The organism is Mycobacterium kyorinense (assembly GCF_001672775.1).
GTDB lineage: Bacteria > Actinomycetota > Actinomycetes > Mycobacteriales > Mycobacteriaceae > Mycobacterium > Mycobacterium kyorinense_A.
Window position 1 is genome coordinate 76,129 of sequence record NZ_LZKJ01000108.1, and the last position, 12,396, is coordinate 88,524.

Here is a 12,396-nt window from a genome sequence, read left to right on the forward strand (position 1 = left end):
GCGTCAGGACTCCGGCATGCCCAGCGCGCTGCCCATCCCGCCAGCTAGCGGGCCGAGTTGCTCCTGCGCCATCGTGGTGACCTGCTTGGAGGCATCAGCCAGCGCGCCGACGATCAAATCCTGCAGCGTCTCGACGTCGTCAGGGTCGACGACCTTGGGATCGATCTTGATCGCCACAACCTCGCCGCTGCCCTTGACCGTGACGTCGACCAAGTCGCCGCCGGCTTTGCCGTGCACCTCGGAATTGGCAAGTCGCTGCTGGGCGGCAATCAGTTGTTGTTGCATCTGCTGCGCCTGCGCGAGCAGCGCCGACATGTCGGGCTGGCCTCCAGGTTGCATGACGGTCCCCTTGCGTTGTGGTCTCGAGTTGGTTTCGGCTCGGTTGCGGCTACGTCGATCGGGCGGTTCGAAACATCAAGCCTAGTCGGCGCCGGGCTACCGTGGCGCGGTGCGCGTATCAGTCGTTTGCCTGCGTGTCGGGATTGCCATCACCGCTGCGGTATTCATGGTTGCTCCGGCGCCGGCCACCGCCGTGCCCACCAACATCGCCGGAATGATCGTGTTTCTCGATCCTGGGCACAACGGGGCCAACGATGCTTCCATCGGCCGTCAGGTGCCCACCGGCCGCGGGGGCACCAAAGACTGCCAGGCCAGCGGCACGTCGGCCAACGACGGCTATCCAGAGCACACGTTCACCTGGGACACCACGCTGCGAATCCGCGCCGCGCTCAACGCGCTGGGTGCCCGCACCGCCCTGTCACGCGGAAACGACGACGCGCTGGGCCCCTGCGTCGACCAGCGCGCCGAAATGGCCAACGCGTTACACCCGAATGCGATCGTGAGCATCCACGCCGACGGCGGTCCGGCCACCGGGCGGGGATTTCACGTCAACTACTCGGCGCCGCCACTCAACCAAGCCCAGGCCGGCCCATCCGTGCAGTTCGCCCGGATCATGCGCGACCAGCTGCAGGCATCGGGTATCCCGCCGGCCAACTACATCGGCCAAGACGGTCTTTACGGAAGATCCGACCTCGCCGGTCTGAACCTGGCGCAATACCCGTCGGTGCTCGTCGAACTGGGCAACATGAAAAACCCCGCCGACTCGGCGCTGATGCAGACCCCCGCCGGCCGGCAGAAGTACGCCGATGCCGTGGTCAAGGGCATCGCGGGGTTCCTGGGCAGCCAGGCCAGCCGAAGCTAGCCCGGCGCGTCAGCTCTCGAGTTCCTTCTTCAAGTTGGCCAGCACCTCGGCCTGGATCTTCTTCAGCCCCAACGGGGCGAACGTCTTCTCGAAGAACCCCTTGACCCCGCCCGCGCCGGTCCAGGTGGTCTTGACGGTGACGCTGGAACCCGGGCCCGCCGGCGCCACCGTCCAGTTGGTGACCATCGTCGAGTTGGCGTCCTTCTCGATGACGGCATGACCGGCGACATCGACACTGGCCTGCACATCGCGAACCCGGGATTTAGTGGCCTGCAGCTTCCACCTGGCAACGGTGCCTTGACCCTGGCCGCCTTGCAGTACCTGGTAGTCGCGATAGTGCTCGGAGAGGATCTTGGGGCGGACGTTCTGGTAGTCGGCGACGGCGGTCAGCACCGCCTCGGGCTGCGCATTGATCAAGATCGTGCTGGCTGCGCTGACCTGTCCCATCAGGCAAGACTCCTTCACTGTGGATGTGCTGACACTGTGTGCCGCACGCCGCTGGATCGATGCGTTGGCCGGTGTCGGGGACTAGGGTAACTGTGGTGCCTGTTCGCCAAGCCGACTTACACCGGGCGGGCGTCGAGCGGTTATTGGGAAGCTATCGCTCCATTCCCGCGACGGCGTCCGTCCGGCTTGCCAAGCCCACGTCCAATCTGTTTCGCGCCCGCAGCAAACGAACTGCGCCGGGGCTCGACACATCGGGGTTGACCAACGTCATTTCCGTCGACCCCGAGGCGCGCACCGCCGACGTGGCCGGCATGTGCACCTATGAGGACCTGGTTGCCGCGACGCTGCCGTACGGGCTGTCGCCGCTGGTCGTGCCGCAGCTCAAGACCATCACCCTCGGCGGCGCGGTCACCGGGCTGGGCATCGAGTCGGCGTCGTTCCGCAACGGCTTGCCGCACGAGTCGGTGCTCGAGATGGACATTCTCACCGGGGCCGGCGAGTTGCTCACCGTCTCGCCGCAACAGCACCCCGACCTGTATCGGGCGTTTCCGAATTCGTATGGCACCCTTGGTTATTCGACCCGGCTGCGGATCGCGTTGGAGCCCATCAAGCCTTTCGTCGCGCTGCGGCACCTGCGCTTTCATGCGCTGACCGACATGGTGGCGGCGATGGATCGCATCATCGACACCGGCGGATGGGACGGTGTGCCCGTCGACTACCTCGATGGGGTGGTGTTCAGTGCCGACGAGAGCTACCTGTGCCTCGGTGCGCGGACCGCCACACCGGGCCCGGTCAGCGACTACACCGGGCAGAACATCTACTACCGCTCGATCCAGCACGACACCGGCAGCAAAGAAGACCGGTTGACGATGCACGACTACTTCTGGCGGTGGGATACGGACTGGTTCTGGTGTTCACGCTCGTTCGGCGCGCAGAACCCCCGGGTGCGGTGGTGGTGGCCACGCCGCTACCGGCGCAGCAGCTTCTACTGGAAGCTGGTGGCCTTGGACCAGCGATTCGATATCGCCGACCGGATCGAGAAGCGCAATGGGCGCCCGCCGCGCGAGCGGGTGGTGCAAGACATCGAGGTACCGATCGAGCGCATCGACGAATTCCTGACCTGGTTTTTGGACACTGTGCCGATCACGCCGGTCTGGCTATGCCCGCTGCGGCTGCGCGACCAGGACGGCTGGCCGCTGTATCCCATCCGCGCGGGCCGCACCTACGTCAACGCCGGCTTCTGGTCGTCGGTGCCGGTCGGCGCCACCGAGGGTGCGACGAACCGGTTGATCGAGGCGAAGGTCAGCGAGCTCGACGGGCACAAGTCGCTGTACTCCGAGTCCTACTACAGCCGTGAGGAATTCGACGAACTCTACGGCGGGGAAGCCTACAAAACGGTCAAGAAGATGTATGACCCGGACTCGCGTCTCCTGGACCTCTACGCGAAGGCGGTGCAACGACGATGACGGCGATCAAAGAGGGCCGGACACATGCACCGGCCAGCGGCAAATTGAGCCTGGCCGAGATCCTGGCGATCTTCACCGAAGGCAGTAAGCAGTCGTTGAAGTTCACCGCCTACGACGGCAGCAGCGCCGGCCCCGACGATGCCGTGCTGGGCCTGGACCTGCTGACTCCGCGCGGCACCACCTACCTGGCCACCGCGCCCGGCGAGCTCGGGCTGGCCCGCGCCTACGTCTCCGGTGATCTGCAGGCACACGGCGTGCATCCCGGCGATCCCTACGAGCTGCTCACAGCGCTGGTCGACAAGCTCGATTTCAAACGACCCTCGCCGCTGGTGTTGGCCAACGTCGTGCGCTCCATCGGGTTCGAGCGGCTGCTGCCCGTCGCGCCGCCGCCGCAGGAGGCGCTGCCGCGGTGGCGTCGCATCGCAGAAGGCTTGCGGCACAGTAAAACCCGTGACGCCGAAGCCATCCATCACCACTACGACGTGTCCAACACCTTCTACGAGTGGGTGCTTGGACCGTCGATGACCTACACCTGCGCGGTCTACCCGCACCCCGAGGCCACGTTGGAGGAAGCCCAGGACAACAAGTACCGGCTGATCTTCGACAAACTGCGGCTGCGGCCCGGCGACCGATTGCTCGACGTCGGCTGCGGCTGGGGCGGCATGGTCCGCTACGCCGCCCGCCACGGTGTCCGCGCGATCGGCGCGACGCTGTCTGCCGAACAGGCCGCCTGGGCGCAACGGGCGATCGAGGCCGAGGGTTTGGGGGAGTTGGCGGAGGTGCGGCACTCCGACTACCGCGACGTTCGCGAAGGCGGGTTCGACGCAGTGTCATCGATTGGCCTGACCGAGCACATCGGTGTCAAGAACTATCCGGCCTACTTCGGTTTCCTCAAGTCGAAACTGCGCACCGGCGGGCTGCTGCTCAATCACTGCATCACGCGCCACGACAACCGGTCGAAGTACAGCGGCAGCGGCTTCACCGACCGCTACGTCTTTCCTGACGGGGAATTGACCGGCTCCGGGCGCATCACCACCGAGATCCAAGAGACCGGACTAGAGGTTGTGCACGAGGAGAATTTCCGCCATCACTACGCGATGACGTTGCGGGACTGGTGCCGCAACCTGGTCGCGCACTGGGATGAGGCGGTCGACGAGGTCGGTTTGCCCATCGCCAAAGTCTGGGGGCTGTACATGGCGGCTTCGCGAGTCGGGTTCGAGCAGAACAAGATTCAGCTGCATCACGTGCTGGCAGTCAAGTCCGACGCGCGCGGCGACGACGGCGGGCTGCCGCTGCGGCCGTGGTGGCAGCCGTAAGTTGCGGTAGCACCGCTAAACGTTGTCGATGCGGCGTGCGCCGAGTTCGTTCTGCAGCAATTCCAGGGCTGCCTCTTCGGGATCGCGGCGCGGCGCTGCCGCGTCATCGCGGCCGGCCTCGGCGAGCATGCTGTCCTCTTCGGTGGGCTGAACAGGGTTGCCATCTTCGACCGGCGGCGCCGCGGCCACGCCGGGCTCGCAGCGCACCCGCCAGTTCACCCCGAGTGCATCTTTGAGGGCTTCGGCGATCACATCGGCATTGCGTTGCTCGCAGAGCCGCCTGGCCAGCGGTGCCGACTCATGGCTCAGCACCAACGTGTTGCCTTCGACCGCGCGGACGGTTGCCCCGGCCAGCATCACTTCGGTGGTGCGGCTGCGTTGACGGACCTTGTCGCGCACGGTGGGCCACAGTGTTCGCACCGCGGCCGCGCCGGGCTCACCCGAGGCAGTCGCGGGCGTCGGTTCGGAGACCGTGTCGGGTTGCGGCCGAGGCGCTTTCGGCTGGGGAGGGGGCGGGACGGCCTCGGGCGCGGCGGCCTTCGGCGTGGGCGCCTTCGGCGGGGCCGCCTTCGGCGGGGTATCCGACGGGATGGACATCTCCAGCCGGGTTTCGATTCGCTCGAGCCGGTGCAGCAGCGCCGACTCGGTGTCGCTGGCCGACGGCAGCAGCAGCCGGGCGCAGATCACCTCCAGCAGCAGCCGCGGCGCCGTCGCACCGCGCATCTCACCCAGGCCGGCCTGCACCACTTCGGCGTACCGCGTCAGCGTCGCTGGGCCGATCCGGGTGGCCTGATCCCGCATCCGGTCCAGCACGTCTTCGGGGGCATCCACCACACCGCGCGCTGCGGCGTCCGGAACTGCTTGTAACACAAGAAGATCCCGGAACCGCTCCAGCAGGTCGGTGGCGAACCGGCGGGGGTCGTGACCGGCGTCGATGACCGACTCCACCGCCCCGAACAGTGCCGCCGCGTCGCCGGCGGCCAGCGCGTCGACGGCGACGTCGATCAGCGCAACGTCGGTGGCGCCGAGCAGACCCAGTGCCCGCTGGTAGCCGATTCGGTTGTCGTCGGCGCCGGCGCGCAACTGGTCGAGCACCGAGAGCGTGTCGCGCGGCGAGCCGCCGCCCGCGCGGATCACCAACGGATACACCGCCTCGTCGACGACGACACCCTCTTGCTCACAGATCCGCTCGATCAGTGCCCGCATGGTGCGCGGCGGCAGCAGCCGGAACGGGTAGTGATGAGTGCGCGACCGGATCGTCGGCAGCACTTTTTCCGGCTCGGTGGTGGCAAAGACGAAGATCAGATGTTCGGGCGGCTCCTCGACGATCTTGAGCAGTGCGTTGAAGCCGGCGGTGGTCACCATGTGCGCTTCGTCGACGATGAATACCCGGTAACGCGACTGGGCCGGCGCATAGAAGGCCCGATCCCGTAGCTCGCGGGTGTCGTCGACGCCGCCGTGGCTGGCGGCGTCGAGTTCGACGACGTCGATGCTGCCGGGCCCGTTGGGCGCCAGCGCGACGCAGGATTCACACACGCCGCACGGGGTGGGGGTCGGCCCCTTCGCACAGTTCAACGAGCGGGCCAGAATGCGCGCCGACGACGTCTTCCCACAGCCGCGTGGGCCGGAAAACAGATAGGCGTGGTTGATGCGACCCGCCGCCAGCGCGGTCGACAGCGGTTCGGTGACGTGCTCCTGCCCCACGACCTCGGCGAAGGTTGCCGGTCGGTACTTGCGGTAGAGAGCCACAGTCAGCAGGCTACCGACGCGGTCCGACGGACGGCTGCCCCCGCCCAGCGTGAAGCTGGTTTCACGCTCGTGCGCGAACGTGAACCTGACTTCACGCTCGGCGTCATGGGGTCGGCGATTTGACCATGGACTCGGTTGCGGCCAGCAGCGCACACGTCGCCAGCCCGTCGATTGCGTTGCGCAAGTCGGGTAACGACGGGAAGGTCGGGGCGATCCGGATGTTCTTGTCGTCCGGGTCTTTTCGGTACGGGAACGACGCGCCCGCCTCGGTCACCGCGATGCCGGCGTCCTTGGCCAGCGCCACGGTGCGCCGCGCCGTGCCGGGCAGCACGTCAAGGCTGATGAAGTAGCCGCCTTTCGGCTCGGTCCACGAGGCGATCTTGGACTCGCCCAGGCGCTTGTCGAGGATCTCCAGCGCCAGCGCGAACTTCGGGGCCAGGATCTGCTGGTGGCGAAGCATCTGCAGGCGTACCCCGTCGGCGTCGCCGAAGAAGCGCAGATGCCGTAGCTGGTTGACTTTGTCCGGGCCGATCGACTTCTTACCCGCATACTGCAGGTACCAGGCGATGTTGCCCAGTGATCCACCGAAGAAGCTGACCCCGGCGCCGGCGAAGGTGATCTTCGACGTCGACGCGAAGACATAGGGTCGGTTGGGATTGCCTGCGGCGGCCGCCAACCCCAAGATGTCCACTTGGCGGACGAAGTCCATCGTCAGGGTGTGCACGGCGTAGGCATTGTCCCAGAACAGCCGGAAATCGCTTGCCGCAGTTTGCATCTGGACGAGGCGCCGAACCGTCTCCCAAGAGTAGGTCACCCCGGTCGGGTTGGCGAACACCGGCACCGCCCACATGCCCTTGATCGCTGGGTCGGCGGCGACCAGTTCCTCGATCAGGTCGACGTCGGGACCGTCCTCGCGCATCGGGATCGGGATCATCTCGATGCCCAGCGTCTCGGTGATGGCGAAATGGCGGTCGTACCCGGGCACCGGGCACAGGAACTTGACGCTCGGCTCGTCGCGCCAGGGCCGCGGCGAGTCCACGCCGCCGTGCAGCATCGAGAAGACGATCACGTCGTGCATGAACTCGAGGCTGGCGTTGTTGCCCGCGATCAGGTTGGGCACACCGATGCCGAGCAGTTCACCGAATATCGCTCGCAGCTCCGGTAACCCGTGCAGGCCGCCGTAGTTGCGGGTGTCGGTGCCCTCGGCGTCGCGGAAGTCCTCTCCCGGCAGGCCCAGCAGCGCGTTGGACAGGTCGAGCTGTTCGCTCGACGGCTTTCCGCGAGTGAGATCCAACGCCAGCTTCATGGCCTGCAGTTCGGCGTAGTCCTGCTGGTGGCGGGCGTGCAGGGCGGCGAGGTCCGCGGAGCTGAGGGTGCTGAAGGAGCCCAACGACACCATGCGCCCTTTCATCGTCAACGCCGTGAGTAACAAAAGTCGGACCACCCCGCTGGCTCCGACATGGGGGACCCCGCGCACCCGCTAGAGCCCGTTGACCCTTGCTGCCTTCCGGCCCTGGGGGAGTTCACAGGATAAACGCCGCGCGGGGTCCACCGAGAGTGTAGTACCCGACTTGCGCGGTGACCGAGGGCGCTCACTGACAGCTCGGCTACCATGGCCGACGGAGGATTCGCCTAGTGGCCTATGGCGCTCGCCTGGAACGCGGGTTGGGTTAATAGCCCTCGCGGGTTCAAATCCCGCATCCTCCGCGCTCGGTCTGGGGCGCGACCAGCCTCGATGGTCGCGCCTGACCACCAAGTTGAGGAGGGGTATGGGGCGCACCGTCGCCACTCTGTGGCACGCGTTGTTCTCGGTTGTTGCCGGCTTCCTCTATTTCTTCTTCGTGTTGCCGCGCTGGCCTGAGTTGATGGGCCACACTTCGCACACCTTGGGCACCGCGCTGCGGATCGCGACCGGAGTGCTGATCGCCCTGACCGCCTTGCCGGTGGTGTTCACGTTGTTGCGTACTCGTAAGCCGGAGTACGGCACCCCGCAGCTGGCGCTCAGCCTGCGAACCTGGTCGATCGTCGCGCACGTGCTGGCCGGGGTGCTGATCGTCGGCGCCGCGATCAGCGAAATCTGGCTGAGTCTTGATGCCGCCGGACAGTGGTTGTTCGGGATCTATGGCGCGGCGGCCGCGATCGCGCTGCTCGGGATCTTCGGCTTCTACCTGTCCTTTGTCGCCGAGCTGCCGCCGCCACCGCCGAAACCGTTGAAGCCGAAGAAACCCAAGAAGCGCCGGTTGCGCGGCAAGAAGGACGCCGAGACCGACGAAGCGGCCGAAGCGGCCGAGGCGGAGGAAACCGAAACCGAAGCCGCTGAGACGGAAGCGACGGAAACCGTCGCGGCCGAGGACGAGACCGTCGCGGCCGACGATCAACCCACCGAGACCGTCGAAGCGGAGGCCGAGCCCACCGAGATCGCCGAGTCGAGCGCCGAAGAACCCGAGTCGACCGCCGACGAGCTGCCCGCCGCCGAGGACACCCTCGCCACCGAAAAGCCCCGGGGTGGTTTACGTAACCGGCGCCCGAGCGGCAAGGCGTCGTCACGCCGGCGCAAGCGTTCACGCGGTGGCGTCACCGTCGAGGATTAGTAGGGCTATCAACTGCGGCGCTCCTTTCCTATGCTGAGCGAGTGCCAAACAGTTATCGGGTTGTCCAATGGACAACGGGAAACGTCGGGAAGAGCTCGGTTCAAGCGATCGCCGCGAACCCGATGCTGGAACTCGTGGGGTGCTACGCCTGGTCGCCCGACAAGGTGGGCCGCGATGTCGGCGAGCTGTGTGGCGTTGCGCCGCTTGGCCTAGCCGCCACTGACGACGTCGACGCGCTGCTGGCGCTGAAGCCCGACTGCGTGGTCTACAACCCGATGTGGATTGACGTCGAGGAGCTGGTACGGATCTTGTCCACCGGCGCCAACGTGGTCGCGACGGCGTCGTTCATCACCGGACACAATCTCGGCGCCGACCGCGAGCGCATCGCGGAGGCGTGCCAAAAGGGCGGCTCGACGATGTTCGGGTCCGGGGTCAGCCCGGGCTTCGCCGAGTTGCTGGCGGTGGTATCGGCGGTGGTGTGCGACCGGGTCGACAAGATCACCGTCAACGAGGCCGCCGACACCACCTTCTACGACTCACCGGCAACCGAGCTGCCGGTGGGGTTCGGCAAACCGATCGACGACCCCGAGTTGCCGGCGATGACGGCGCAGGGCACTGCGGTATTCGGCGAGGCGGTACGGCTGGTTGCCGACGCGCTGGGCGTCGAACTGGACAACGTGCGCTGCGCGGCGGAATACGCCCAAACCACCGCCGACCTCGACCTGGGTTCATGGACCATCCCGGCCGGATGCGTCGCCGGCGTCTATGCCAGCTGGCAAGGCGTCGTCGGCGGTAAAACCGTCGTGGAGCTCAACGTGCGGTGGCGCAAAGGCCAAACGTTGGAGCCGGACTGGAAGATCGACCAGGACGGCTGGGTGATTCAGGTCGACGGACGTCCGAGCGTAAAAACCACCGTGAGTTTCCTGCCGCCACCGGATTTTCAGGCCGAGACGATCGCCGATTTCATGACGCTCGGCCACATCATGACGGCAATGCCCACGATCAACGCCATCCCGGCAGTGGTCGCTGCGGCGCCGGGTATCGCGACCTACGCCGATCTGCCGTTGACGCTGCCTCGCGGAGTCGTGCCGGCGACCTAATGAGGGCGGAGCGAAATGCTAGCTCGCGGGGATGTTCTGCAGCCTGGGCGCCAGCTCAGGGCAGTAGAAGCTGATCGCGGTACCGAGGAACTGGTACGCCTGCACCTGGGTGGTGCCCCTGGCCAGGTTGTTCTTCACGAACCGAGCGGAGGCGGCAGCATCGGGGTCGACCCCGTCGCCCAGCCGTCGGCAGGCGATCTTGGCCAGATACGGGTTGTAGTCGTGGGCGCCGTACAGGCCGTAGGTGTTGAGCTGGTTGTCGAAGTCGGTGTCGATGTCGGCGTATGCCGGGGCGGCCAGGCCGACTGCGGCGGCGACAGCGGCGATCGAGGCGAACCTTGCTACCTTCATGAGCTGGATCGTACCGCCCCGTGTCGGACTTGGAGACCGATCTGGAGTACGCCGACAAGCTCGGCCGACGCCACTGATCCGCGAGCCTGTCCAGGTCATTACATGCCCTCCCCACCCGGTTTCCGTCTATCGCCTATTCCGATTAGAGTAGCTAAGGTTACACACAAGCTAATTAGTTGAGTTTCTTGGCCCCCGCTCAGGATGGAGGCACCCATGACGACGACCGAGCCGATGACTCAGCCGATGCGCACCGCTGCACTGCGCCATTGATTGGCTCGGGTGCGGAGGAGATCACGAGCGGGCAAGTAACGGGAAGAGGGGCGAAGTTTTCAGATGTTTGAGCTTCTCAAACGCGTGTGGTTGCCGTTGCTTGTCGTAGTGGTCATCGCTGTCGGCGGGTTCGCGGTCTACCGGGTGCACGGTTACTTCGGTGCGCACGGCAACGCGGGCGGCTCGTCACAGGTATTCGAAGACACCAAGCCGTTCAACCCGAAGGTCGTGGTCTACGAGATCTTCAGCCCGAACGGCACCGTGGCCGACATCAACTACCTCGACCTCAACGCCGACCCCAAGCGGGTGGACTCGGCACCTCTGCCGTGGTCTCTCAAGTTGTCGACGACTGACCCTGCGGTGAGCCCAAACATCGTGGCGCAGGGGCACAGCGACACCATTGGTTGCCGCATCACCGTCGACGGTGTCGTCAAAGACGAAAGGATCCGCAGCGGCGTGAACGCCCAGACCTTCTGCTTGGTGAAGTCCGCATGAGCCGCGACGGTGACGAAGATGCCGGCATGGCCGGGATTGAGGAGCGGAGCGCATGAGCACTGACGTCACCGAGGCGCCGACCGACGCCATGCCGGCCCCGGTCCAGGCGGTGCGGGAGCGCTTGCCGCTGTGGATTCACCGGCTGGCGGTGCCGATCATCCTGGCGTGGGTGGCTGTCACGGTGCTGCTGAATGTCATCGTCCCCCAGCTGGACGTGGTGGGACAGATGCGTACGGTGTCGATGAGCCCCAAAGACGCGCCATCGATGATCGCCACCAAGCGCGTCGGCGCTGACTTCAAAGAGTTCAAGTCCGACAGCTCCGCGATGGTCGTGTTGGAAGGCCAAAAGCCGCTCGGCGATGCGGCCCACCACTATTACAACGAGCTGGTCGCCAAGCTGCGGGCCGACACCAAACACGTCGAGAACGTCCAGGACTTCTGGAGCGATCCGCTGACCGCGGCCGGCTCGCAAAGCCCCGACGGCCTGGCCGCCTATGTCCAGGTCTATCTGGCGGGTAACCAGGGTGAGAGCCTGGCCAACGAGTCCGTCGAGGCTGTCCAGAAAATCATCAAGGACACCCCGGCGCCGCCCGGGGTCAAGGCGTACGTGACCGGGGCGGCTCCGCTGTTGGCCGACCAGCACATCGCCGGGGATCGCAGCCTGAAGCTGATCACCGGGATGACCTTCCTGGTGATCATCGTCATGCTGCTGTTCGTCTACCGGTCCATCGGCACCGTGCTGTTGGTGCTGGCGATGGTTTTCCTGGAGTTGGCCGCAGCGCGCGGCGTGGTGGCATTCCTGGGCTACCACAACCTCATTGGGCTTTCGACCTTCGCGACCAATCTGCTGGTGACGCTGGCGATCGCGGCCTCGACCGACTACGCGATCTTCCTGATCGGCCGCTATCAAGAAGCGCGCAGCGCCGGCGAGGACCGCGAGAACGCGTTCTACACCATGTATCGCGGGACCAGCCATGTGATCTTGGGCTCGGGGCTGACGATCGCCGGTGCGACGTTCTGCTTGCGCTTCACCCGGCTGCCCTACTTCCAGTCCCTGGGTGTCCCGCTGGCCATCGGCATGCTCACCATGGTCGCGGCCGCGATGACGCTGGGTGCCGCTGTCGTGGTGGTCGGCAGCCGGTTCGGGCTGCTGGAACCCAAGCGGGCCATGCGGATTCGGGGTTGGCGCAAGATCGGCGCGGCCGTCGTGCGCTGGCCGGGACCGGTGTTGGTGGCGACAGTGGCCATCTCGCTGGTCGGACTGATCACCTTGCCCGGTTACAAACCCGGCTACGACAACCGCGATTACCTGCCGACCGATATCCCGGCCAATGAGGGCTATGCGGCTGCGGACCGGCATTTCTCGCAGGCCCGGATGAACCCGGACCTGCTGCTGGTCGAAACCGACCA

Annotated in this window: 12 protein-coding genes, 1 tRNA gene and 1 other RNA gene; 8 read left to right on the forward strand and 6 right to left on the reverse strand. The window is 66.1% G+C overall.

Annotated elements, in window-relative coordinates; all coding sequences use genetic code 11:
• Nucleotides 1-3: 3 nt before the first annotated feature.
• Nucleotides 4-339: a YbaB/EbfC family nucleoid-associated protein gene (locus tag A5707_RS11505; RefSeq protein ID WP_082969411.1), complete on the reverse strand. Its 336-nt coding sequence runs from the start codon at nucleotides 337-339 to the stop codon at nucleotides 4-6.
• Nucleotides 340-505: 166 nt separating this feature from the next.
• Here A5707_RS11505 and A5707_RS11510 point away from each other — a divergent pair, with 166 nt between their 5' ends.
• The gene (locus tag A5707_RS11510; RefSeq protein WP_197495315.1) at nucleotides 506-1,201 is read left to right on the forward strand and encodes an Rv3717 family N-acetylmuramoyl-L-alanine amidase; all 696 of its coding nucleotides are present in this window, start codon (nucleotides 506-508) and stop codon (nucleotides 1,199-1,201) included.
• Nucleotides 1,202-1,210: 9 nt separating this feature from the next.
• Here A5707_RS11510 and A5707_RS11515 read toward each other — a convergent pair whose 3' ends face one another.
• A complete protein-coding gene (locus tag A5707_RS11515; RefSeq protein WP_065014597.1) occupies nucleotides 1,211-1,648 on the reverse strand; it encodes an SRPBCC family protein in 438 nt (145 codons plus the stop codon).
• Nucleotides 1,649-1,707: 59 nt separating this feature from the next.
• On the opposite strand from A5707_RS11515, the gene A5707_RS11520 reads away from it, so the two are divergent.
• Together A5707_RS11520 and A5707_RS11525 are read left to right on the forward strand one after the other, a co-directional pair.
• Nucleotides 1,708-3,114, forward strand: a complete 1,407-nt coding sequence (locus tag A5707_RS11520; RefSeq protein ID WP_065014598.1) for an FAD-binding oxidoreductase — start codon at nucleotides 1,708-1,710, stop codon at nucleotides 3,112-3,114.
• The gene (locus A5707_RS11525) at nucleotides 3,111-4,430 is read left to right on the forward strand and encodes a class I SAM-dependent methyltransferase (protein ID WP_065014599.1); all 1,320 of its coding nucleotides are present in this window, start codon (nucleotides 3,111-3,113) and stop codon (nucleotides 4,428-4,430) included. Before A5707_RS11520 ends, A5707_RS11525 begins: the two co-directional genes overlap by 4 nt.
• A 15-nt stretch (nucleotides 4,431-4,445) precedes the next feature.
• On the opposite strand, the gene A5707_RS11530 is transcribed toward A5707_RS11525, so the two are convergent.
• From A5707_RS11530 to ffs, 3 genes are all read right to left on the reverse strand, one after another.
• Entirely contained in the window at nucleotides 4,446-6,179 is a 1,734-nt protein-coding gene (locus A5707_RS11530) for a DNA polymerase III subunits gamma/tau (protein WP_065014615.1), read from the reverse strand.
• Between the two features lie 103 nt (nucleotides 6,180-6,282).
• Complete coding sequence (locus tag A5707_RS11535) at nucleotides 6,283-7,578, reverse strand: aminotransferase class I/II-fold pyridoxal phosphate-dependent enzyme (RefSeq protein ID WP_065014616.1); 1,296 nt, start codon at nucleotides 7,576-7,578, stop codon at nucleotides 6,283-6,285.
• A 59-nt stretch (nucleotides 7,579-7,637) separates the two neighbouring features.
• Nucleotides 7,638-7,732: signal recognition particle sRNA small type (gene ffs, locus A5707_RS11540), an RNA gene on the reverse strand.
• 68 nt (nucleotides 7,733-7,800) lie between these two features.
• On the opposite strand from ffs, the gene A5707_RS11545 reads away from it, so the two are divergent.
• The 3 genes from A5707_RS11545 (at nucleotide 7,801) to A5707_RS11555 (ending at nucleotide 9,870) form a co-directional block, all read left to right on the forward strand.
• Nucleotides 7,801-7,886 (forward strand) — tRNA-Ser (locus A5707_RS11545).
• A 62-nt stretch (nucleotides 7,887-7,948) separates the two neighbouring features.
• On the forward strand, nucleotides 7,949-8,770 hold the full coding sequence (locus A5707_RS11550; protein WP_065014600.1) for a hypothetical protein: 822 nt from the start codon (nucleotides 7,949-7,951) through the stop codon (nucleotides 8,768-8,770).
• A gap of 41 nt (nucleotides 8,771-8,811) precedes the next feature.
• Nucleotides 8,812-9,870, forward strand: coding sequence for a dihydrodipicolinate reductase (locus A5707_RS11555; protein ID WP_065014601.1), 1,059 nt, complete (start codon nucleotides 8,812-8,814; stop codon nucleotides 9,868-9,870).
• Nucleotides 9,871-9,888: 18 nt separating this feature from the next.
• Here the strand turns inward: A5707_RS11555 and A5707_RS11560 are convergent, their stop codons facing one another.
• Nucleotides 9,889-10,221, reverse strand: a complete 333-nt coding sequence (locus tag A5707_RS11560) for a DUF732 domain-containing protein (protein WP_065014602.1) — start codon at nucleotides 10,219-10,221, stop codon at nucleotides 9,889-9,891.
• Nucleotides 10,222-10,554: 333 nt separating this feature from the next.
• Between A5707_RS11560 and A5707_RS11565 the strand changes: the two genes are divergently transcribed.
• Nucleotides 10,555-10,986 (forward strand): MmpS family transport accessory protein, encoded by a 432-nt coding sequence (locus tag A5707_RS11565; protein WP_065014603.1) that lies wholly within the window; start codon nucleotides 10,555-10,557, stop codon nucleotides 10,984-10,986.
• A 52-nt stretch (nucleotides 10,987-11,038) separates the two neighbouring features.
• A partial coding sequence (locus tag A5707_RS11570) for an MMPL family transporter (RefSeq protein WP_156657806.1) occupies nucleotides 11,039-12,396 on the forward strand: 1,358 nt, incomplete at its 3' end.

Coding starts and splice junctions, on each gene's coding strand:
- A5707_RS11505 (WP_082969411.1), bottom strand. CDS start 339: ATGCAACCTGGAGGCCAGCCCGACATGTCGGCGCTGCTCGCGCAGGCG.
- A5707_RS11510 (WP_197495315.1), top strand. CDS start 506: ATGGTTGCTCCGGCGCCGGCCACCGCCGTGCCCACCAACATCGCCGGA.
- A5707_RS11515 (WP_065014597.1), bottom strand. CDS start 1,648: ATGGGACAGGTCAGCGCAGCCAGCACGATCTTGATCAATGCGCAGCCC.
- A5707_RS11520 (WP_065014598.1), top strand. CDS start 1,708: ATGCGTTGGCCGGTGTCGGGGACTAGGGTAACTGTGGTGCCTGTTCGC.
- A5707_RS11525 (WP_065014599.1), top strand. CDS start 3,111: ATGACGGCGATCAAAGAGGGCCGGACACATGCACCGGCCAGCGGCAAA.
- A5707_RS11535 (WP_065014616.1), bottom strand. CDS start 7,578: ATGGTGTCGTTGGGCTCCTTCAGCACCCTCAGCTCCGCGGACCTCGCC.
- A5707_RS11550 (WP_065014600.1), top strand. CDS start 7,949: ATGGGGCGCACCGTCGCCACTCTGTGGCACGCGTTGTTCTCGGTTGTT.
- A5707_RS11560 (WP_065014602.1), bottom strand. CDS start 10,221: ATGAAGGTAGCAAGGTTCGCCTCGATCGCCGCTGTCGCCGCCGCAGTC.
- A5707_RS11565 (WP_065014603.1), top strand. CDS start 10,555: ATGTTTGAGCTTCTCAAACGCGTGTGGTTGCCGTTGCTTGTCGTAGTG.